Genomic DNA, 20113 nt, shown 5'->3' with positions numbered 1-20113 from the left:
CGCCTCCCGGCGCGCGATCCGAGGACGGTGGCGCGTGACATTCCTGGCGTTCTCGACATCCTGTTCCCGCGCCTGACCGGCGGGCTCGTCAATGCTCTGAACAGCAAGATGTTCGCCTTCACCGACGTCCAAGCGATTCCGGCTGAAGCGATTGAAGCCAGCAACCTGCGGAACGCGATGCTCTTCGAGATATCGATGGCCCGAGCCGAAAGCCAACTGAGCGTCGGCGGCGCAGCGTCGTGGGACGAATGTCTGAAGGTCGCATCGTCACGACAGCGTCGCTATTTCGACGCCCGGATCCCGGAGAAGCTCAAGCCGAGCGACATATCGGTCGCCGACCATGCCGCACGAAATCTAGTGGCGATGCTTAACAGCGTCCGGGCTCAACAGCCTTCTGCCATTCTTGAACACGCGCCCCTCATCCCCGGCCTTGGCTGGGTGGCTTCCGGCAATGGAGACTTCGCTCTCGGCTCGACCCTCATCGAGGTCAAGCATACTGAACGCAATTTTGGTGCCAGCGATTTTCGACAGGTGCTCATGTACTGGCTGCTGCAGTATGCCCGGACCGTAGAGAACGACGGTGAGGTCTGGTCGGACGTGCTCCTGCTGAACCCCCGGCGCAACGCGGCTCTTCTGGTGAATTACGACCATCTGCTTCGATCGGCGTCGGCGTCCTCAAACCGCGTTGAACTCGTCGAATTGTTGCGATCCGCAGTCGGACAGGATTTCGACCGGCGTTGAAACACCGCACGGTGAAGGATAAGCTCAATGGTTAACTCAATGCGCCCGACCCGCCCGTGCGATCATGCATTCGAAAAGTCGAGCGGCAATACCCGCTAGCAGCCGGCCGGCGGGTACTTCCACTCGCCACTGCTCGCGAGGCCGTGCTGCCGACGCGATTTCACCTCCTCAATATCGTCGATCTCGAAGAATGAAATCGTCGCCTGCGGCTGCCCATGTGTGTGGAAGACCTGCCGCCTGTGCGGGCCGCCCTTCGGCATGTGCGCGTTGCTTCCGCCATAGGCCCCGTTATTGGCGACAAGTACAAGTTGGAACATGTGGTAGTGCAGGGCCTGGGCCATCTGGTCAAAGGTTCCGACATCGCGATTGAGTGCGGGGATGGCAAACACATCCGAAATGTCGCGCAGGTCGCTGGCAAGCTTCAGGTCCGTTGCATCGTAGCAGACAGAACCTGTCAGCCATAACGGGTCCTTCGCTGCATCAGGCGACCATTCATATCCTACGAGCCACTGGCACGGACGAAATCCCATGATCTGTTCCGTGGGATCATTGAACGGTTGTTCGACAGGCGAGAGATGCTGTTTCCCTTGTCGGCGGATGATCGTCTGCAGTCCCTGACCCTCTACTATCCTTGGAATGACCCAAAGGGCCGAATTGACCAGCGGTAGCCCTGGCACGACCTGCTCATAGACCATTCCTGCCAGGATCGCCGTCTTGAATGCACGTGCAAATGGCACGAGATGCGTGGCGACATCATCGGGATGCACCGAAAGTTCTGGCAAGATCAGCCAGTCCAGCCGCTTATTGTCGGGCTTATGCGTTTCTCGCAGGTCGAGCATCTTTTCGACCGCAGCGAGCGCCGTCGAGAGGTGCTTGCGGTGCTTGCGACGAAGACTGGCATCGCACATCTCGAGGTCGCTGACGGAAAAGTCAGCCTCTTCTGGCATGATGGATTGGACGACGCATGCACGAAGCGGGCGGCCCTTCTTCCTCGTACCCGGGATCGGGGCGGCGACCTTGATCATCAGCAGCCCGGTCGCCGGACCGATGGCCGCGCGCGCGCGTTCGACTGCCGCTGTGACGCTGGCAAGGGTTGCCTCGAGCGAAAGCTCGTCGCCATCGTCTTGGCTGTCCCGGCATCCCGGCCAGATAAGCAGCGAAAACAGAAGGTCCTGTGTAAATTGAGAGATTGGCAGCCAATCGTCCCCGAAGGCCTCGTGCCCGTTGTAGAACCCGTATTGGCGCTGGAACCAATGGCCTCGCGTCGGGCGATAAAGTGGCTGTGCTTCCTTCCAGGACGGACGACGGACCGGGAGGCTGAAATCGATCCGGGCCGTCAGGACGAAGCGAAGGAGGTAGCCCAGCTGGAATCGCCAGCGTTGGGTTTCATTGGCCCATGAAGGCGCTGTATAGATTGATTTATACGTCTTGGCAGTCTCTGCCGCGCGGATCGTGACAGCATTCACCATCGCGTATTTGCCGACGCTCTCCATAGCGATTTGTATCGTGGAAGGCGTGACGACCGAAGGGATTTCGCCCCGCTTGGCGGCCTCTAGGAATTTCTGGGCGAAGCTCAGGACACCCAGTTCATTTCGCAAGGCATTGATGGGCCCATGGTCGTGGACATATTGCTGCAGCGACTGCATGCCCGACCCGCTCGACCAAGCCGCGATGCCGATATCTTCCGCTATGCCAGGCCCAACGGTCACGTCGTGCTCTACGGCCCGATAGAGGTCGCGGGCAAATTCGATGTCGCGAGCGGCAATTTCACTGAACCGTCCGGGCGTGAGGGACGTGCGGATCAAGTCGATGGCGCGTTCCATCGATAGGAACGACCGGCGCGCTACAACTGCCGATATCGCGAATTCCCGATCGCCAAGCCTTGCCTGATCACCCTGAAGAAACGCGACCATCCGCCAATAGGCGGCATTTGACCTTGGCAGCCGTGGGAGGCGCGCTAGCGCAGGCTCGTGCACGGTGATGTACAAGAGAGCCTGCTGGACCACGTACCAAGGAGCGTTACTGGCATTTCCTTCGACGATGCGGATCGCGCATTTGAGCAACAGCTTCCGATAGCCCGGCAGGTTGACGTTGGCGGGAAAGCTTTCCCTGTCTTCTATGAAGCCGGTTTCCGTCGCGCCCGCCCGCAGAATCTCGGCCAGGCAGTAATAGGCGATGCGGCGCGGCGCGAACAGGCGGATGTTGCCGGCCAGATACGGCTCGAACAAATTGAGGATCTCCGACAGGATCTGGGGAGATGGCCAAAGATCCAAGGCAATCCTGAGGAGCCGGACGTTGGACGGATCAATTATCCAGCGCTCGATGAGCATGAGCGCGAATGCGTGCGCGTCATCGTCCAGTTCGGCTTGGGAAAGGCGCGTGCGCCTGTAGGTCTCGTCTCCGACATCCCCCGGGTCCTTGAAGGGGCGGTCGTCGAGCAGCGGTCGGAGGGAACGGAAAGTTGTGCGAAAACGACCGGCGGCGAAGCGCCCGATGGTCTCGTCCTTTACGTCAGGAACAGCCTTCAGCGCCATTGGCCGTGATGCGTCAGCTAATCCGTTCAAGCTTGCTTGGGAGCGAACCAGCGCCTCGATTGCCTGGATCACTTCTTCGCCGCCGCTGGCATCGAATCCGCCTGATATCGCGCTCTGGATCCGCTCCATCTTCCTGGATTGGCGAACCAGCGGCTGTTCCTGGCCACCGAAGGATGCGGTCGTTGTCTTCTCCGGGGCGATCTGGAGCCCCGCGTTGTGCTGGTCGAGAAGTTCGCCCAGCCATCCCGCGACGCGCTCTTGCGCATCAGCAGGAATAACGCCTGATGCAGTCGAGATCGTGAGCCTGATGTCATCGACGTATCGACAGGCGTCCCTAAGCCAAACGCCCGTTGCGATCTCCCGTCCAAGCGCAGCAAGGACCGCTCGATCAAAGTCGAGCATGACGATGTTCGAGAAGAAACCCGCGGCGACCAGTCCCTGGGGCAGCGCGATCCTTTCAAACTGGGGTATCCCCGCCCGCTGCTTATATAGGGAAGCCTGTTTTTGATCAGCTTCGACCCATCCCCAATCGAGGACAGCGCTGGCGAGCTCGAAGAATGCCTCGTCATCGCCGGGTCGCTGAAGTTGCCGTATCTTGGTATGGAGCGCCTCGGGCGTGACGCGATCATAGAATTGCTTCAGGTCGGTCTGGACGATGAGTACGGATTGCTCATCCTCGACCAAGCTTGCGGCCACTGTCTCGGGCCGGTTAAGGAATACGCGATAGTCCTGGAAGAAGGCCCGATAGAGTTTCGATGATCCCCAGCGATGGACGAGCAGATCGCCGGCTTCCATGGGATCGCAAAACAGCCTGTTCCCGTAGGACATGACCGATCGTCGCCCGGCGGGCGATCGATAGTCGCGGCGCGGATCGCCTTGGGCGGTTTCGACCCTTTCGCTCAAGCATAGCAGCACCGCGGTGGCGGCGACCTGGTCAGGAAGCGACACGTGGGCGAGAGGGCGAATCTTTGCCGTCCCAGCCTTCCGCGGCAGCCAGTGGCCCTCGCCGTTGACGTGCCAGCGTTGGCTCTTGGGCGCGGGCACGAGCTTTAGCCCACTCGTCTCGTAGGCGCCCGAGCGTAGCTTTTCCGATAGCTGGGACAAGAATTCAGGGAGGTTCGCAGCGGCGCGATCGAGCTCGAGCGTGTCGGAGAACCAGTTGTGGTGCCGTATGTAGGATGCTGACTTCTTCCACGCCTGGACAAGTACATATTCTTGGCTAACTAGGTCCAATGTCGGAAATAGGCGCCGCATGTCAGTTTATCCCCCCCGGACGGATATAGGCAACGCCACTGGCGCTCGGTTGGTCCGTTGGCCATCCTATGCGCGAAAGCTTAGCAACCTGTCACGCCCCCGCGCTACGAGACTTGTTCTATTACGCGACGAAACCGTTGCCGCCAGCAGCAGGTATTGCCACGGTAACGGACTGCGCCTGCAGGCCTGCTCGGTGTCCGTGATCAACAGCGCAGTGCTCCGAAGCTGACTGTCGCGAATGTCCCAGTTCCTTCCGGTCGGTCACAATTGCCAACGAATGACTGCTTCCAGGAAATCCACAAGCTCCGGCGAACGGCGAGAAGTGGCGCATGGATGCCACGCCCCTGTTCCCTCCTGATTGTTCCAGATAATCGGAGTAAGCTCCCTGATGTCCACAAAAATTTCCCTGTTAAGTCGCCAGGGAATTCCCCCATTTAAGGGCGTATTTTCCGTCACTTGCTGGCTGTTTCGTCGTCGTTCATGAGCGTGATCGCTATAGATTCGCTGTAAACCGTCCGATAGCAGGGAATTCGACACGGAGACGGGTTCGCACGGGACTGCGTCCTCAGCCACACATTCCGACATGACGAGGTACTTTTCGGCCGCTCTACTGCGTGCCCTCAGAATGGCGTCGTTCTGCGCGCTTTCGCGTCCTTCTTCCAAATCTGTGGACCGCAGAGACACGCTTTTCCGCGCAAATCCCACAAAAAAGGCCCCGCGTCTCACGAGGCCTTTTCAGGTGGTCCACAGTTTTGGAAGAGAGGCTAAAAGCCGAGCGCCTGGCGCTGGCTTTTCCAATCGAGCGGGACGCTTGTGTATTTCAGGAGCCGCCGGGATGTGAGCGATACCGGCTGCCGTCCTTCGAGAATCGCAGCGACGATGTCCGGAGCGAGGAACGCCAAACGCGCCATCCGCTCGGCAACGCGATCAGGCCGCCGGTTAGGATCGCTGATGGTAAAGAGCTGATGCCGGATAGCCTCTGCTTTTTGCAGCAGCGCGACCAGGTCCGGATCGATCTTCGCCGGGCGCTCCTTTTCCGAGCGCAGCACAAGCTTCAGATTATGCCCGCGGCGATCCGGTTTGGTAGCTCCCGCCAACTTAGGAGACGTAGCCACCGACGGTAGCGCCCCCGATAGCGGCCAATCGTTCATCACGTTCAAGGCTTGGAAAATATCGGCGCAGCCGCGATTTGTGTTGTGGGGCAATCTGGAACGTCAGCGGACTTTCAGTCTGAGCTCACTCAGAAGCTGACTTGCCTGCTCGCTTGAGATTGTCGCACCGCGGAACTGTAATGCATCTCCAAGCCGGACACCGCCAAGGTCCGCACCGCGCAGATCGGCACCGTCAAATCGTGCGGCATCCAGCAGCGCTTCACGCAAACTGCAATTGTTGAAGGTGGCATGGCGAAAATCACATTTGCGCAGGTCAGCTTGCGAAAAATCCAGGCGCGTCAGCGTGGCTTTCCGAAAATCGCGCCCCGGCATCTTGGCATTTATAAGCAAGGTTTCCTCGAACCGGATCTCCAACGCCCTCACGTCAGTCAAGTCTGCGCCCGTGAACTTGCACCCCACGATTTTTGCGCCGTCGAGATTGCCGCGTTTGAGCGTGACGTTGTTAAAATCGCTATTGGCGAAGGACGCTTCGGACAGGTCGCAGCCGGCGAATGAGGCGAAGGCCGCGCGACATGATCGCCACGCGGAGCGTTCCAGTTTCGCTCCCTGAAAGTCGGCCTCCCGAAGGTCGCATTTTTCAAACGACCATTGCGACAGATCCAGACCAGAAAGATCGACCCGGACGAGTTCGCATTCGACCACTGTGTGCGGTTTCCCCGCCAACCGCTCCATATCGCTTCTGGAAAGGGTCAGCTGTTTCAGCACCGGATGAGCAACAGGGTCTTCCATCCGCCGTCCTTACCACTGTTAGTATTGGATGGTAGCCCGGACGCAGCCGAGCAAGGCGGCCGTATCAAATGAGTTGGGTGCGGAGTTCCTGCTGTTGACGCTAGCCTCCTTAACGGCGGCTGCCGCCGACAAAGCGGCCGTTGGACGGTTCGACTCCCTGAAACCGGCCGTTCGTTCATCAAGCTTTGGTGGCACACGCTCGACCGACTTTGGGGACTTTTGCACCGTCTGCTTTGGAGGCAGGGGTATGGCCCGTGAAATCTCGCCTATGACTTCGTCGAAGGGGCACGCATGACGGCCGCCAAGCGATGTCCCTCAGCATCATTCCACGGTGCCAGCAGAGAATGCCTGGCGCTGATCGTCGCGCGGCAGCTCAAGCCTGTCAGAGAATGGATTTCAGTTCTTCCTTTACGCCAACCGTACCGGTGAGTACCACGCGGTCACATAAGCATGGCGGTGGGTTTGCGACAATCCCAGCCGACATAAGGATCGGTAGGAGAGGCGTGGCTATGACCCCGAAGCATTATGACATCATCATCGTCGGGGCGGGATCAGCGGGCTGCGTGTTGGCTAACCGATTGACGGATGACACAGGATTGAAGGTGCTGTTGGTCGAGGCCGGTCCTGCCGATCGCAGCCCGCTGATCCACATACCGGGCTTTTTCTCTTCCATGTACCGCCTTGGAAAGTTCGCGTGGGTCTACTCAACCACGCCGCAGCTTCATGTCAACGGCCGTGTCCTACGCGATACGCGCGGCAAGGTGCTGGGCGGGTCAAGTTCGACCAATGGGATGCTCTACTGTCGGGGCGCTGCGGAAGACTATGATGGTTGGGCAGCCATGGGGAATGAAGGCTGGAGCTATCGTGACGTCCTCCCTTATTTCAAGCGTGCAGAAGATCATGAGCGCGGCGCGGACGCCTATCATGGCGTGGGAGGGCCGCTCCATGTGTCGCGGTCCGAGGTGAAAAATCCTTTGGCGAAGGCTTTCATCCGGGCCGGAGTGGAAGCAGGCTATCCATATAATGACGACATAAATGGCGCACGACGCGAGGGCTTCGGGCCTGCTGAGTCTACGGTTTGGCGAGGCCGCCGGTGGAGCACAGCGTCTGCTTACCTGAAACCGGCGCGAAGTCGGTCGAACTTAACGGTGATGACGAGCGCACATGTCACCCGCGTCGTGATCGAGAAGGGCAAAGCCACAGCTATTGAAGTGCGTCAAGGAAGGGACCGGAATCGATTTTCGGCGGGCGAGTTGATACTGTCCGCTGGAGCATTCCATTCTCCGCATCTGCTCTTGCTCTCCGGTATCGGCGACGGCGAGCAGTTGTCTTCGCACGGGATTAGCGTTCATGCCGATTTAAAGGGGGTAGGCCGCAATCTGCACGATCACGCGAGCATCACTGCCCATGCGACCTGCACGTCGCCTTTGTCCCAAGCTAAACTACTCAACCCGCTCCATGCTGGGAAAGAGCTGTTGCGAGGTGTCTTGAGGCGCGAAGGTTTCATGGCGGAATGTTCGATTGAGGCAGTGGGCATGATCCGTTCGATGCCTGAACAGCTGGTGCCGGACATCAAATATCAGTTTGTGCCTATTCGGCTCGACCAACTGACGAGTAACCCCCTGCCAGAGCATGGCATGGTTAATCGGATGGAGCTTACCGTGCCCGAGAGCCGAGGTGAGCTGCGGTTGGCTTCAGCCGATCCCTTGGCCTTGCCGATCCTCGACGCGAATTATCTTGCCGAATCTGGAGATAGGAAGCGCCTACGCTCAGCTTTGCGAACGGCCATCGAAATTTATCGCCAACCCGCATTTCGGGAATATGGCGTCGAGGCAGATATTCCGGTCCGCGACATGGACGATGACGCAGAGTTGGATGCCTACATACGTGCGACCCTGACGAACGATCATCATGCTGCCGGCACTTGTAAGATGGGCAATGGAGCTGAAGCCGTCGTCGATGCCAATCTGCGGGTACATGGCATCGAACAACTGCGCATCGTGGATGCGTCCGTCATGCCGCAGGTGGTGTCTGGTAATACAAATGCGCCCACCATCATGATCGCGGAGAAAGCGTCAGATCTAATCCTTGGCCGGACGCCTTTACCCGCGGCTGCGCCTTAGGTTCATGATGTAACCAATATAGGTCGTCTTCATTCCCATGATCGCTTCAAGCATGTCCCAACTGGAAACGAAGGACGAACGATGGCGTCGAATAAGCCGTTCTACGCAATCTGATGCCGCCGCTGATTGAAGCCCCAGTAAGAAGCGGAACCGACTGCAGCTAGGAGCGAGAAATCCTCCACTAACAATCAGTCAAGGGCCGACGTTGATAGGCGGCAGCTGGGACATTTCGCTCAGTCCGGTCTGGAGCACCTATCCTACGAAAGCGGGCGTTCACGTGCTTGATGAATGGCAGCTTCGGAGTGAAGGGATGGGACCGTCAGCTCAAAAGCTGGGAACTAAGGTAAGCCGACATTCCCCGTAAGCGTCTTGCCAACGGCCTAACTATCGTTACGCTCCCCTTGTTGCTCGGTCATCAGATCGTAGAAGCTACCGCCGGTCACTTGCCCCAAACACGCCACTATCTAGCAACAATAGTCATCCGGGCGGAGCGTTCAAGGGGCCCTCGTCATGTGTCGTCATGAGCATGGTATAGGACGACAGCACGCTCCCCTCTGGCGCGAAGCTATGCAGCTCGCCATCTTTGAAATAGTGATGTGTTGCGCCCGGAAGAGCGAAGAAATCTAGACACAGCTTGGCGCGCGGGTTGTGGAATACTTGGATTTCGTCGGTCCACCATTCCTCATAGTCGGCGGACTGGACGTTATCGAAGAATGGCGTACCCATCGATGCGTTCGCATCCGAGTTATACCGCAAGCCGAACCGGACATATTGGACGCCCGGCTCAGCAAACCCGGCGACCACGCCCATTCTGTCGAATTTCGCGATCGTACCGGCATTGGAGAATATGACGGCCGAAATATTCTCCGCCAGGGGCTGGTCGAAGAAGCCCGAGGGAATGCGCTTCTCGCCAAATTCATGTTCCACGATTGGTTCGGGGATGATCACGAGCGCGCCATCCCGCATCTCCGCGCGGACACGGTGGCCGTAGAGGTACTGCCATAGCGCAGATTGCGTGAATGTGAGGGAGGCAGGCTCGCCGTCTGCGGCTGGCTTGTGGAAGTCGGCGATCGCCAACAGGAACGGCTTGCCCTTGCTTTCCTCTCGCTCCCAATAATGAAGGCCCTTCGCGTTGACCTTTATCAGCTTGGAGTGGAGCGCCGACCCGTATTTTATCGGCATATAATTCCGCAGAAACTCGTCGATTTCAGTTGCGGTCTTCGGGTCCGGGTGCGACGCGAGCGGCCCCATGGTCGATGGTGCGGCCGTGGTGGCTTCTACCGTGAAATCGATGCCGGGCGCGGAGCAGCGGAAGTCCGGCGCCTCGAGCTGCTCGACGTCGAGATTGAATTCCCGAAAGGCCGCCCAGAGATAGAGCTCCCAAAGGCGTTGGTCAAAGGCTTTGCGCTGAAACTCTTCGACGAGGTGGGGATCCTTTGGGGTCAGCCATGGTCCGATTTCACGCACGACAGCGCGGCCGGGTGAGCGGGATGGCCGCTCCAGCAGCTCGCGGAAGTAAGGATGCAGCTCCGCCGGATCTGTTCCAGCCGGCACGCGCAGCAAGTCGATTGGTGCATTGGGCGTGTCGCCTTGGTTGCCGAGCTCCGCAATATTCTCTTCGCGAACCATCCGGGCGACCTCGATGCGAAGCGCTTCCTCCGCCCGGAACTGCGATGGCAGGCTGGAATTGACGGCGATGGCGCGGAAGCGACCGATCGGATCACGGGCGAGGATCAGCCAGCCATAGTCATCGTCGATCTTATCGAGGAGAACGACTCCCAGCAGGGCCTCATCAGCTGCCGCCCACCAAGATACCTCCTCCGCAAGGTGAGCAATGAGAGACATGCGCGTGCCGATCGCGAAGAGATTGAACCGCCGACGGTTGATCGGCGCGGTAGCAGCAAAGGCTTCCGCCCGAATACGCGCGCGTTGTTTTGCCTCGCCCACTTTGATTCCCCCAAATTCGCAACAGAACCGTTCCGCTTCTTTCAGGAGCTATGCGCCGCGACAAGGCCAGATGGCTCCCACTTCTCGTACATCTGGAGCAACGATTGCGTCTCGTAGCGAAGCTGAACTGAGAATTTGACATCGTTCGATATTCTCGACGCCTTGCAGCTTCGGCGAGTTTGCTTGTGGATCGGGCTTCCGTCTTCCTCGACGCGCAGCAGGCTCTTGCACGTAGCGCGCGACCGGCAACTGCCGGCTGCTTGCCCATCGCAATGGTACCAAGCGGCGGAATTTCGACGCGGGTTCTATGGGTTCCAACACAAAAATTGAGCGGGAGTTCGTCAGGAGCGAGTACCAGATCCCGAATTCGTTATTTCTGGCTTTCCCAATTTCCATGTTTCCGGCTTGCCAGAAAAGCAGAAATCGTTATCCATCACTCACGTCAGGCGGCTGGATGGGCTAGGTCGCGTTGCGAGGGAACGTCAGATGGCGAACAGCGACCGCGAACGTCCTGCACAAGATGGAGCCACGGACAGCGAAAACAAATCGCTGAACTTCAAGGTAAGCCTCGAATTCAAGAAAGAATTCAAAGGCTTCGCTGGTTCACAGGGGATCACGATGACCGATCTCCTGAAAGAAGGATTCCTGCTGTCGAAAAAGAAGCGGCAGAAATAATGCGTTCCTCATATCAGCTAACAGCTGCCTGCAATGGCAGGGGGCAACGATGACGATTCACGCATCGTCTGATTCTTTCGCGGGCGCTGAGTGGCTTTTCGCCATTGGCACAAGCGCGGCTCTTCCATCGGTAGACGGTCTAGTGGCCGTGAAGGATTTTGATCCGAACGGCCAATCGCCAGATGTCGTCGCCGTAATCGAACGGGCAGACAGTTACGGCGCTCGTGCGGTGTTTTTCGAGGCACAGCGTCACGGGCGCGCGCCGGTTGCTCAGGCCTTCATCTTTGACGCGAAGGATCACGCCGACGATGCACGCTTCGCAGCGCTCCACAAGCGCTTGTGGAGCTGGGGCGGCGTGCCGTTGCTATACCGCGTCGGGCCGGGCTCGATCCAATTGTTCCGATGTGTTCACGAACCGGACTTCGTCGGTTCTGGCGAAGTTCCGATATGCAATCCCATCCGGACCCTGACGATCGGCGCAGAGATTTCTGAGCTCGACATCTGGTGGGATGCACAGCGTATCCGCAACGGTGCAATCTGGGACGATCCTGAAGCCTGCGACCTGATGCTCTCGGCTACCAAGTCGGCGCACCGCAAGCTGGTAGCAGGCGTCAGAGCGCTTGCCCACCAACTGACCGAAAGTCATTTGCTCAACGCCCGCTTACGCCGCAGGCTTTTGATCCTCTCGTTGCTGATCGCCTACCTCGAAGAGCGTTCGGTGCTGCTGCCCGACGATTTTAATCGAGCTTTACCAGGCGCCACCCGCTTCTTCGAGGTACTGGGAAACGGGCCAGCCCTGGTCTCACTCCTCGAAGCGCTCGAGGAACGTTTTAATGGTCATGTATTCAGACTAGAGAGTGGCGAACGTGATGCTCTCTCGATGAGCACCGAGCTCGATCGGTACGCGCGTCTCGTTCAGGGCTATGAAGATGAAGGGGGGCAAATTAGCTTCTGGCGTCTCTATTCCTTCCGCGACTTACCGGTGGAGTTGATCAGCAACATCTACCAGCTCTTCGTCAAGGATGCAGCCAGCTCAATCTACACACCCCCGGCGCTGGTTCGCTTAATGCTCGAGGAGGCGCTTAGCTGGGATCGCATTGCGCGCGTCATGGCAGGTGATGGTGTCATCCTCGATCCGGCCTGTGGATCGGGTGTCTTCCTGGTTGAAGCCTATAAAAGGCTCGTTCTGCATTGGCGCGCGAGCAACAAGTGGGAGCGACCCGGAGTCGAGGTGCTCCGCGACCTGCTCCTTCGTGTACACGGCGTCGATCTTGAGGACGGAGCCGTAGAGCTGGCGGCCTTCAGTCTTTGCCTTAGCCTTTGTGACGCCTTGGAGCCTGAAGATATCCGCGCGAGCGTGAAGCTCTTTCCTCGACTTGCTGGCGAGACGTTGCATGGAAGCTGTTTTTTTGCGGCTAAGATCGCGGGTTTAATTAAAGCGAATGTCGCGATCATCGTCGGCAATCCGCCATTTGAATCCAAGCTGACGACGGATGGCGCACGAAAGGGCGCCGCAGCTTTTGCTAAGGCTCACGGTAAGCTGCCAGACAACCAGCTTGCCTATCTCTTTCTACACGATGCGATGGACTTGCTGGTGCCCGGTGGCCTCTTGGCGATGGTCGAGCCGGCGGGCTTCCTTTACAATCAGAACGTCTCAGCCTTCCGGCAGGGGTTCTTCAAGCGCTGGCGAGCGCGAGAAATCCTCGACTTTGTTTCTGTCCGCGGCCTTTTCAAAAAGGGTGAAGCAGACCCCAAGGTTGTGGTTGTCCTAATCGAGGCGTCTGAACCTGTTGAGCAGAACACTATACTCCATGCTGTTTTCCGCCGGAACGGTCGAGCGACTGCCGAGCAGGGCTTCGATATCGACTATTACGACCTTTACTGGTTACGTCAAACCGACATCATAACGTCTCAGGATATATGGCGCGCCAATTTGCTGGGCGGCGCGCGCCCGCGTGCGCTCATCGAACGGCTGAGAAGCTATCCAACGCTGCGTGATCTCGCCAAAACACGAGGATGGGATGCCGGCGAAGGTTATATCGCGGGCAAAAAGAAAATTTCTCGGCCTGCCAGCCACCTCATTGGCAAACCAGTGCTCCCAACGGAAGCGCTGTCGGAGACTGGAATCGACGCTAATGCGATCAAGACCATTCCGGATCAGCCAATCAAGGACGTGAAGAGCGCAAAGCGCTTCACGCCACCGCTTCTCCTCATCAAGGAAAATGATGAGCTTCATCACGGCCTGTGGGAAGGCCATTACTTGGCTTACAAACACCGCATCGTCGGCCTGGCAGCGGATCAGAAGGATCTTCCGCTTCTAAAGGCAGTGGAGGCTTGGCTCACTACGGAGCGGACCGTTCTGCAAGCCTATGTCGCGGGGGTCAGCCCCAGCATGTTCGTGCAGCGGGCGACGGCAGTTCTGAGCGCGGACATCCTGGCGTTGCCCTATCCGGAAGACGAGAACCTCGATCTCAGCGCCAATGAGCGGATCATTGCACAGGATATTGTCGATTATCAGCGTGACTTCATTCGTCGCGGGGCTGACTCTGATCTCATGAAGCGCGTACCAGAGGAGGCGCTCCGAACCTTTGACGAGGTGCTGATTGATCAGATTAACATGGTGTATGGCCGCAACCCGCTGCGTGTGCTCCAGGCCCACAAATGGGCGGGAGCAATCTGCAAAGCCTATGCCTTTGGAAAAGGCAATGTCGACTGGTCAGGTGCTGAGGAGCTTCGCCAAAAGTTGGATGCCTTGCTACATGAGCGCCGCCAGTCAGGCCTGATGATTACGCGGATCACTCGCCTTTACGACCAGAATTTCATCTTCCTACTTAAGCCCGACCGACATCGCTTTTGGACGCGCTCTATTGCGCTACGGGATGCGGATGATGTCTTGGCGGACCTTCGCGCGCAGGGCTTTTGAAATGCTTGCGGAGGAAAGCGGGGGCGCAGGATACTCGGGCTCATTAAACCCTACGGTTCATCAAGCGGGCGAATGGCTCTCATCCTTGATCGGCTTTATCGGGAGCACTCTGCCTGAGTGGCGCGACGATCCAGCGCGCCCATTGGAAACAGGGGAAGACATTCTTACTACTCAGCTTTGCGGGCGACTTAACAGCCTGACGCGCCACTCGAAGGGGTGGGACATTCTTCAATTTCGCCGTGAAGAACCCGACGACGGTAATCGTTCGCGTACCCTTGACCTAGTGGCAGCGCCGAGCGGTGCGGTTATCTGGATCGCAGGGCGGGAATATACTGAATATGATTTGCTCTTGCCGATTGAATGCAAGCGGCTGCCAACGCCATCAGGCGCAAAGCGGGACGAACGAGAATATCTCATTAGCCGATTTAGTTCTACGGGCGGAATCCAGCGTTTCAAAGCCGGCCACCATGGATCGGCGCACCTTCGGGCCGCCATGATCGGCTACGTGCAGGACAAAGACGTCGCCCACTGGCAGAACCAAATCGATAGCTGGGTCGATGGCATTGTCGGTGAACCCGTAACGGGATGGTCGCTTTCCGATAAGCTTAAACTCGTCACCCATAACAAAGCTAAACGGGTTGCGGCGTTGGAATCGAATCATTTGCGACGTACGGGTCTCGATCCTATCCGAATTGATCACTTGTGGATCGAGATGTAGGACTTGCCCTGGCTCCGGATCCGTCCATGCCCGCTTCAAGCACTGGCCAGCCAAAGAAGAGACCAAAAACTTGGCAAATCCAACAACCAAAAAGATCAAGCTTACAAAGCCGTCCGCCATCACCGCAAAGGCAAAGGCGGGCGTTGTTACGCCAGCCCAGCCCAAGGTGCGAGATCCTGTGAAGACGGCGCGCAACCGCATGATCGCCGACATTAAGGCGGAACTCGCGAAGATGCTACCACAGGTATTGCTGGAGACTGGCTACACTACACAAAGCTCGCTGAACGCGATGATCGGGGGTAAGGCGGCTGAGTTCATTGACCTTCACCATGAAGTGATAATGTCGCCCGACGAATATGCCGCTCTCTACATGAAGGGCTTTAAGGCGGCGATGTCGCCCAAAGGTAAGTTTCAGAACGCTCATCGAACAAATTATGAGACGATTAAAGCGTCTTCGGAAGCGCGGAAATATTTCAGGCTCTTCCTGAAACGTATGTACCTCAATCATTTGGAAGAGTTGGCCCGCCAGCGGCCACACCTTGATGAGTCCGTAATTTGGATCGGGCAGAACAAGGCTGATTATGGTCTGCTCATCACGCCAGTGTTCAGGAACGGAGAGTGGGTCAACGATCGCAGCGAGATTCGGCATTTTCCCAAGCGGTACTGGACTATCGGCCACATCCTTCAAAGCGGACTGGTCGTCGGCGGCGATCCCGATCGAATCCAGTTCGCCGATGTCGAGGCCTATCTGACATTTTTCAAGCACACGCTCGTCCGGGCGTCGGGCTCGCCCTATGAGAAGGCGGTCGCGAAGCTCTATCTCGACTTCGTCCGAAATGCCGACGAGCCGGAAAATGTGCCGCTTCTAATCCCGGAATATCGGTTCGAAGGGAAGTCGACCGCCCATAAATACCGCCTAGATTTCACAATCATAAATCCGTTCACGATGGAGAAGGTCGGCTACGAGCTTTCGCCCTGGTCGACCCACGGCTACCTGTCCGGCTTGAAGGGCCTTACTCAGGCCAAGATCAATGACATGGCGAAGGACAATTTTGAGAAGGAGATGACCAAGCACCGTTCCTTCTTCAAGAAGCACGGCATCTATGCGTTAATTTATACCGACAGCCAACTGGCTGACATGCCTGCATTGTTCAAGGATATAGAGCGGTATCTCAAACCGATCGATAAGCTTGTGCAACTCGATTTCCAGCTTCTCAACAGTTTCTTCGATTAATGTTAAACGAAGAGAATTTTCTGCGTGGAAGCTCACTGGTGCAGCCGATGGCCAGTCTATTTGCGAGCAGGCTGGGACAACTTCTTAAATGGACCGCCTGACCCTAACGCTTCACGGGATACATGAAGGATGATCGATGAATACCAATGAGAGCGTCAACGATCTGACGAGCGATAAAGTGCTCGGCTATTTCGAGACGATGAAGTCCTGCTTCTATGTGAAGATGGGGATGTTGCTCTGGTTTGAAGGCGGAGACATCGAAAAACATCGCGATCTATCGAGCGTATCCGCTGCTATGGCAGGCCAGTTCAACGATGAACTCGCGGTCAAGGTCTTGCAGTCAATCACACCGGAAGTCGTGGCCAACCTGAAAGAGGATGCGATCACGGCCTTGGTCATGTCGGGGTGGAGTGTATTCGAGCAGGTTATCAAAGACCTGACCACGCCTGACTACGCAACGCAGACAACCATGCTGCAAGCTGACTTCCATAACGGCATTCTGGGATTTTCCCAGAATGAGCGTGACGAAATCGCGTTATTCTACCACATCCGCAACGCGGTCGCCCATTACAATGGCGCGTACCACGCCTATCGAACGGTGGACATCACCTACGAGGGCCAGCACTTTAAGTCCGACGGAAACTTCGGGCAGAAGGTTATGGTCTCGCCAAAGCTTGCCATGCAGATCATCAACGATCTCGAAAAGTACGCGATGAAGGCTTGGGCCCATCGGGGGCGGGCCTAGATGATCCGGATCGCAGTATCGTGATCTTCGCGAGGTGGGGACGCGCGCTTAATGAAAGATTGGAACAAACTGTGCAGCTTGCTTGCCAGCAACAGGGAGCAAGTCCTCACGAAACTGGGGGTCGCCGAGCGGGAGACGAAGATCATCCGATCGGAGCCGCAGCCGGACTATGAGGCGGTCGCCTATTCCGGGATGGATGATCGAGATTACCCGCTGTGGCAGCGCGAATCCCTGCACGACGACTGGCTGTACCTTTTCGATGTCGAACTCGAAGACTATGGCTACGATATCGACGAGCCGATTGCGGATGAGGAATTGCCGAAGGCGTCGAGCGACGGGGACATCGGAGCGATCCGGTATGGCATCGAACTGATCGACCGCTTCGGTTGCCAGATCATCCTGCGTGGACATCTCAAGGGCGTATCCTTCGAACTCAACTTGGACATATCGCTGAGGCTGTCCATCCTTGGATGCACCTACGGCGGTCTCCTAGGCTTCGCGGGAGAGACCCTGGCCGAAGGCTTTGCTTTTGAGCTCGAGGGGCGATCCAAACAAGCGTTCTTCTGCTATTTTTCCGCGCTGGAAAGCGTGATCGAGGCGCGACGTCGCACCCTCCATGGCGACGGAGAAAACAGCAAGATCCCATACAACGACCGGCTCCCGGATAAGCTCGGAAAACTGGTGGTCGCTACCGGACTCGAGCGACATGGCGGTCTCAACAGCATCCCGTTCTGGGGTTCTTTGCTGACGAGATTTAAGTCGATGGAACTGCTTCGAAACGCCATCGCCCACAATGAAAAGCACGAGGCACCAACAGAAGCTGACACTGCTGATGCCTTTGTCGCGCTGGCGATTATTGTCGCCATGCTGCACGGAGGAGGCAACTCGGCGCACTCAATGCTGGACTATTACCGGATCGACCCCGATCGAAAAGCTGGTACCGCGCGCAGAGGCGGCAGGCGCCCGCGACGCTTTTGATCAACAACTCTATACAGGTCCAGCCACACATGACCACCGCCACCGGACTCGATGCTGCGGGCATCGCTCGCCTAGCGGGCTCCGACTTCGAATATCGCTACCAAGAGCTCCCCAAGTCGGGTGACACGGCGATCCTGCAATATATTGCAAGGACTCGCGCGCTGGCGGCTCCGATCGCAACCGGCTTCGATGATGAGCGCAACGCCGAATGGTTCATCCGAAGCTATCTAGCGTTGAAGCTCGTCTTGTCCTCGACCCTACTGGCGAATACGGCTCTTTATGCCCGTGACGAGAACCTCCAGGCAGTCAGGCCCTATCTCAGCTACTATCTGATGCTGAATTGCTGCCGGGCCTTCATCTTCACCCTGCCGTGCATTCCATGGCAGGGTCTGACCACCATCGAGATGACGCACAGCAAGATTCTCAACGTCGCCGCCGACAAACTGAAGCGCTTGAGCGCGGATGAGGAACAGCGGTGTGGCCCGATCCTCCGCGCCGCGAAGGAGCAGCGCGATCTCTTCTCGTATAGATTCCCAGCGACTGGGCTGTCGCTATTCGGCGCGAACCTTGTCGATCTTGATGTCGCGATCGACATTGCGCGCTTGTTTACCGAACTGGCTCAGTTGAATCTCGCTTGCCTCGAAGGGGAGATTCTCAAAAAGGCGCATGGGCCGTTCTCGATCTCGCAGGTCGATGACATCTGGCACACCGTGTGATACGAGACAGCGGGAGAGGATTTTGTCGATGACGACGATTATCAGCGCGTCGGCTACTTTTACCGCAAGTATAAGAGCCCGATAGCGCTCATCGGAATTGCGACAGAGGGTTTGGTCGAGGACTTCTTTGGTGCTTGGTCGAGCGAAGACAATAAAGGCTTCGACCCTGACACCGATACCGACCTCCTGCTCGACCTCCTCTGAATCCAACTGGGAAGGATTGAGATGGTATAGCGGACCGACCGCATCTGGAAACGGAAAATCAGCGGCTGAGCGACCGGGAAGGGTCGACCATGGCTGAAGTAATGCAGAGCAATTCAGACATGGAAGGAAACGGAGGCCCGCCGCCTTGTACCGAAGACCATTTTTGAGCATGCGAACTCGGCGCCGCAATGCCTGGCGCGCCCGATCGACCGGTGGAAGGTTTTCAGCTTTTCAAGGTCACTATCTGCAACCCGCCGGGCTTTTGCGAAGGGTTGGAGGCGTTGTGCTTCTTGGGCTTTTCAGCCTTGGGCTTGCGAACCTCGCGGTTCGATTTTTTTTGACCTTTCGCCATCTGGGGCTCCTTCAAGCAGTAATTTTGAACTGCGGTTTCATCATGAGCGGCAGGGAAGTTGTTGTCACGGGCGGCTGCATCAGTGCCCTCCGAAACCGAACCTGAGCGCTTCCGCATCCTCCAGCGCCTCAAACATGTCTGCTTCCGCATGCGTCCGATTGAGATGACCCCGTACGCTGTCAGGGTCTCCCGACCGCGGAAATGTCCGGTCGCCTGCCGCCGCCCGTGCAAGGTCTCCCATCCAGCCGGGCCGACCGTGCTGGCATATCAGCCAGATGCCGAATTGCTCAATCTGAACGGTCATACACGCATCTCATCACAGCTGTTGCAGAGGGTCGAAAGCGGACTTGTCCAATGTGTCGATGGCGCGCATCCGCGCTTCTTCCTCGTCCTCCCGCCGAAATTCCAGAGCGATCGCCGCGTCTTCCGCGCTGAGCATATCCGGCTTTCCTGCTTCGCGCGCTTCAGCCTCGCTGGCCTGCACGTCCCAAGCGGTGGCGGCGGCCAGCGCAATCGTTCGTACCTTTTCAAGGGAGGAGGCGGCAGCAATCTGCCGATGATGCGCTGCCTGCTGCCTGCACATTGCTGAATTGTTGAGCATGACCGACTACCGCCTACCATTGAAGGGCGTGTTTCGGACCCACAGCGGGACCCAACGCCAGTCCCTGGGCGGAAGGTCATCAGAGAGGCGGGTTTGCGCCGTTGGCGGACCAACTGAAACCAACCCTTCTCGCGCGGCATCTCCATCTCGGCGCAATGCCGCCTCCAAATCCTCGGGATCGACCTGATGATGTTCGATGGTCGTCCCGGTTCGGATACGCAGCGTCGTTGCCATCCGACGAAAGGCCGTATGGACCTGACTCTCGAGCGATTCTTCTTCCGTTTCGATGACATAGGTGCCAGCTGGCAAAGGCGCTTCGAAGCCCGTCAGATGAAACGGCGCCGCAAATGTCATCGATGTGCGTGTCATGCGGGTGGTCATGACGATGTCGCAGCGACAGCGCGGGAGCGGCTCGGACGGTCAGGCATTGCGCGATCTCCCGTTTGCAGGCGGGAGCACAAAGGTCT

General features: G+C 57.6%; 18 protein-coding genes. 10 read left to right on the top strand and 8 right to left on the bottom strand.

Going from position 1 to position 20113, the window contains the following annotated elements; all coding sequences use genetic code 11:
• The first annotated feature begins 27 nt into the window (after positions 1 to 27).
• A complete protein-coding gene (locus ACZ5Y5_RS15615) occupies positions 28 to 741 on the top strand; it encodes a hypothetical protein (RefSeq protein ID WP_464811416.1) in 714 nt (237 codons plus the stop codon).
• Positions 742 to 836: 95 nt separating this feature from the next.
• Here ACZ5Y5_RS15615 and ACZ5Y5_RS15610 read toward each other — a convergent pair whose 3' ends face one another.
• From ACZ5Y5_RS15610 to ACZ5Y5_RS15600, 3 genes are all read right to left on the bottom strand, one after another.
• Positions 837 to 4529: an RNA-directed DNA polymerase gene (locus ACZ5Y5_RS15610; RefSeq protein ID WP_464811415.1), complete on the bottom strand. Its 3693-nt coding sequence runs from the start codon at positions 4527 to 4529 to the stop codon at positions 837 to 839.
• Between the two features lie 764 nt (positions 4530 to 5293).
• Complete coding sequence (locus ACZ5Y5_RS15605) at positions 5294 to 5644, bottom strand: hypothetical protein (protein WP_464811414.1); 351 nt, start codon at positions 5642 to 5644, stop codon at positions 5294 to 5296.
• 99 nt (positions 5645 to 5743) lie between these two features.
• Entirely contained in the window at positions 5744 to 6430 is a 687-nt protein-coding gene (locus ACZ5Y5_RS15600) for a pentapeptide repeat-containing protein (RefSeq protein WP_464811413.1), read from the bottom strand.
• Positions 6431 to 6939: 509 nt separating this feature from the next.
• Between ACZ5Y5_RS15600 and ACZ5Y5_RS15595 the strand changes: the two genes are divergently transcribed.
• Complete coding sequence (locus ACZ5Y5_RS15595; protein WP_464811412.1) at positions 6940 to 8553, top strand: GMC family oxidoreductase; 1614 nt, start codon at positions 6940 to 6942, stop codon at positions 8551 to 8553.
• Positions 8554 to 9030: 477 nt separating this feature from the next.
• Here ACZ5Y5_RS15595 and ACZ5Y5_RS15590 read toward each other — a convergent pair whose 3' ends face one another.
• The gene (locus ACZ5Y5_RS15590) at positions 9031 to 10182 is read right to left on the bottom strand and encodes a hypothetical protein (RefSeq protein ID WP_464811411.1); all 1152 of its coding nucleotides are present in this window, start codon (positions 10180 to 10182) and stop codon (positions 9031 to 9033) included.
• On the opposite strand from ACZ5Y5_RS15590, the gene ACZ5Y5_RS15585 reads away from it, so the two are divergent.
• The 8 genes from ACZ5Y5_RS15585 to ACZ5Y5_RS15550 all read left to right on the top strand — a co-directional run bounded on the left by ACZ5Y5_RS15585 (position 10144) and on the right by ACZ5Y5_RS15550 (position 18489).
• Complete coding sequence (locus ACZ5Y5_RS15585) at positions 10144 to 10617, top strand: hypothetical protein (RefSeq protein ID WP_464811410.1); 474 nt, start codon at positions 10144 to 10146, stop codon at positions 10615 to 10617. The two genes, ACZ5Y5_RS15590 and ACZ5Y5_RS15585, sit on opposite strands and share 39 nt — an antisense overlap.
• A 369-nt stretch (positions 10618 to 10986) precedes the next feature.
• Positions 10987 to 11175 carry a hypothetical protein gene (locus ACZ5Y5_RS15580; protein WP_464811409.1) on the top strand — a complete coding sequence of 63 codons (189 nt, stop codon included), beginning with the start codon at positions 10987 to 10989 and terminating at the stop codon, positions 11173 to 11175.
• Between the two features lie 49 nt (positions 11176 to 11224).
• Positions 11225 to 14098: an HsdM family class I SAM-dependent methyltransferase gene (locus ACZ5Y5_RS15575; protein ID WP_464811408.1), complete on the top strand. Its 2874-nt coding sequence runs from the start codon at positions 11225 to 11227 to the stop codon at positions 14096 to 14098.
• Positions 14064 to 14816 (top strand): hypothetical protein, encoded by a 753-nt coding sequence (locus ACZ5Y5_RS15570; RefSeq protein WP_464811407.1) that lies wholly within the window; start codon positions 14064 to 14066, stop codon positions 14814 to 14816. The genes ACZ5Y5_RS15575 and ACZ5Y5_RS15570 overlap by 35 nt, the downstream gene beginning before the upstream one ends.
• A 70-nt stretch (positions 14817 to 14886) precedes the next feature.
• Positions 14887 to 16050: a hypothetical protein gene (locus tag ACZ5Y5_RS15565; protein ID WP_464811406.1), complete on the top strand. Its 1164-nt coding sequence runs from the start codon at positions 14887 to 14889 to the stop codon at positions 16048 to 16050.
• Positions 16051 to 16186: 136 nt separating this feature from the next.
• On the top strand, positions 16187 to 16795 hold the full coding sequence (locus ACZ5Y5_RS15560) for a hypothetical protein (protein ID WP_464811405.1): 609 nt from the start codon (positions 16187 to 16189) through the stop codon (positions 16793 to 16795).
• A gap of 51 nt (positions 16796 to 16846) precedes the next feature.
• Complete coding sequence (locus ACZ5Y5_RS15555) at positions 16847 to 17773, top strand: hypothetical protein (RefSeq protein WP_464811404.1); 927 nt, start codon at positions 16847 to 16849, stop codon at positions 17771 to 17773.
• 29 nt (positions 17774 to 17802) lie between these two features.
• Positions 17803 to 18489, top strand: a complete 687-nt coding sequence (locus ACZ5Y5_RS15550) for a hypothetical protein (protein ID WP_464811403.1) — start codon at positions 17803 to 17805, stop codon at positions 18487 to 18489.
• Positions 18490 to 18916: 427 nt separating this feature from the next.
• Here the strand turns inward: ACZ5Y5_RS15550 and ACZ5Y5_RS15545 are convergent, their stop codons facing one another.
• The 4 genes from ACZ5Y5_RS15545 to ACZ5Y5_RS15530 all read right to left on the bottom strand — a co-directional run bounded on the left by ACZ5Y5_RS15545 (position 18917) and on the right by ACZ5Y5_RS15530 (position 20027).
• Positions 18917 to 19045, bottom strand: a complete 129-nt coding sequence (locus ACZ5Y5_RS15545) for a hypothetical protein (protein ID WP_464811402.1) — start codon at positions 19043 to 19045, stop codon at positions 18917 to 18919.
• A gap of 79 nt (positions 19046 to 19124) precedes the next feature.
• On the bottom strand, positions 19125 to 19349 hold the full coding sequence (locus tag ACZ5Y5_RS15540; protein ID WP_464811401.1) for a hypothetical protein: 225 nt from the start codon (positions 19347 to 19349) through the stop codon (positions 19125 to 19127).
• 12 nt (positions 19350 to 19361) lie between these two features.
• Positions 19362 to 19646 (bottom strand): hypothetical protein, encoded by a 285-nt coding sequence (locus tag ACZ5Y5_RS15535; protein ID WP_464811400.1) that lies wholly within the window; start codon positions 19644 to 19646, stop codon positions 19362 to 19364.
• A gap of 6 nt (positions 19647 to 19652) precedes the next feature.
• A complete protein-coding gene (locus ACZ5Y5_RS15530; RefSeq protein ID WP_464811399.1) occupies positions 19653 to 20027 on the bottom strand; it encodes a hypothetical protein in 375 nt (124 codons plus the stop codon).
• Between the last annotated feature and the right edge of the window lie 86 nt (positions 20028 to 20113).

It is taken from the genome of Sphingobium sp. TomTYG65 (genome assembly GCF_055395525.1).
This window is presented reverse-complemented; position numbering and strand designations above follow the sequence as displayed.

What these genes read in the sequence shown, in the direction of transcription:
- ACZ5Y5_RS15610 (WP_464811415.1), bottom strand. Translation starts at nt 4,529, where the DNA reads ATGCGGCGCCTATTTCCGACATTGGACCTAGTTAGCCAAGAATATGTA.
- ACZ5Y5_RS15600 (WP_464811413.1), bottom strand. Translation starts at nt 6,430, where the DNA reads ATGGAAGACCCTGTTGCTCATCCGGTGCTGAAACAGCTGACCCTTTCC.
- ACZ5Y5_RS15595 (WP_464811412.1), top strand. Translation starts at nt 6,940, where the DNA reads ATGACCCCGAAGCATTATGACATCATCATCGTCGGGGCGGGATCAGCG.
- ACZ5Y5_RS15590 (WP_464811411.1), bottom strand. Translation starts at nt 10,182, where the DNA reads ATGGTTCGCGAAGAGAATATTGCGGAGCTCGGCAACCAAGGCGACACG.
- ACZ5Y5_RS15580 (WP_464811409.1), top strand. Translation starts at nt 10,987, where the DNA reads ATGGCGAACAGCGACCGCGAACGTCCTGCACAAGATGGAGCCACGGAC.
- ACZ5Y5_RS15575 (WP_464811408.1), top strand. Translation starts at nt 11,225, where the DNA reads ATGACGATTCACGCATCGTCTGATTCTTTCGCGGGCGCTGAGTGGCTT.
- ACZ5Y5_RS15570 (WP_464811407.1), top strand. Translation starts at nt 14,064, where the DNA reads ATGTCTTGGCGGACCTTCGCGCGCAGGGCTTTTGAAATGCTTGCGGAG.
- ACZ5Y5_RS15560 (WP_464811405.1), top strand. Translation starts at nt 16,187, where the DNA reads ATGAATACCAATGAGAGCGTCAACGATCTGACGAGCGATAAAGTGCTC.
- ACZ5Y5_RS15555 (WP_464811404.1), top strand. Translation starts at nt 16,847, where the DNA reads ATGAAAGATTGGAACAAACTGTGCAGCTTGCTTGCCAGCAACAGGGAG.
- ACZ5Y5_RS15550 (WP_464811403.1), top strand. Translation starts at nt 17,803, where the DNA reads ATGACCACCGCCACCGGACTCGATGCTGCGGGCATCGCTCGCCTAGCG.
- ACZ5Y5_RS15545 (WP_464811402.1), bottom strand. Translation starts at nt 19,045, where the DNA reads ATGGCGAAAGGTCAAAAAAAATCGAACCGCGAGGTTCGCAAGCCCAAG.
- ACZ5Y5_RS15540 (WP_464811401.1), bottom strand. Translation starts at nt 19,349, where the DNA reads ATGACCGTTCAGATTGAGCAATTCGGCATCTGGCTGATATGCCAGCAC.
- ACZ5Y5_RS15535 (WP_464811400.1), bottom strand. Translation starts at nt 19,646, where the DNA reads ATGCTCAACAATTCAGCAATGTGCAGGCAGCAGGCAGCGCATCATCGG.
- ACZ5Y5_RS15530 (WP_464811399.1), bottom strand. Translation starts at nt 20,027, where the DNA reads ATGACCACCCGCATGACACGCACATCGATGACATTTGCGGCGCCGTTT.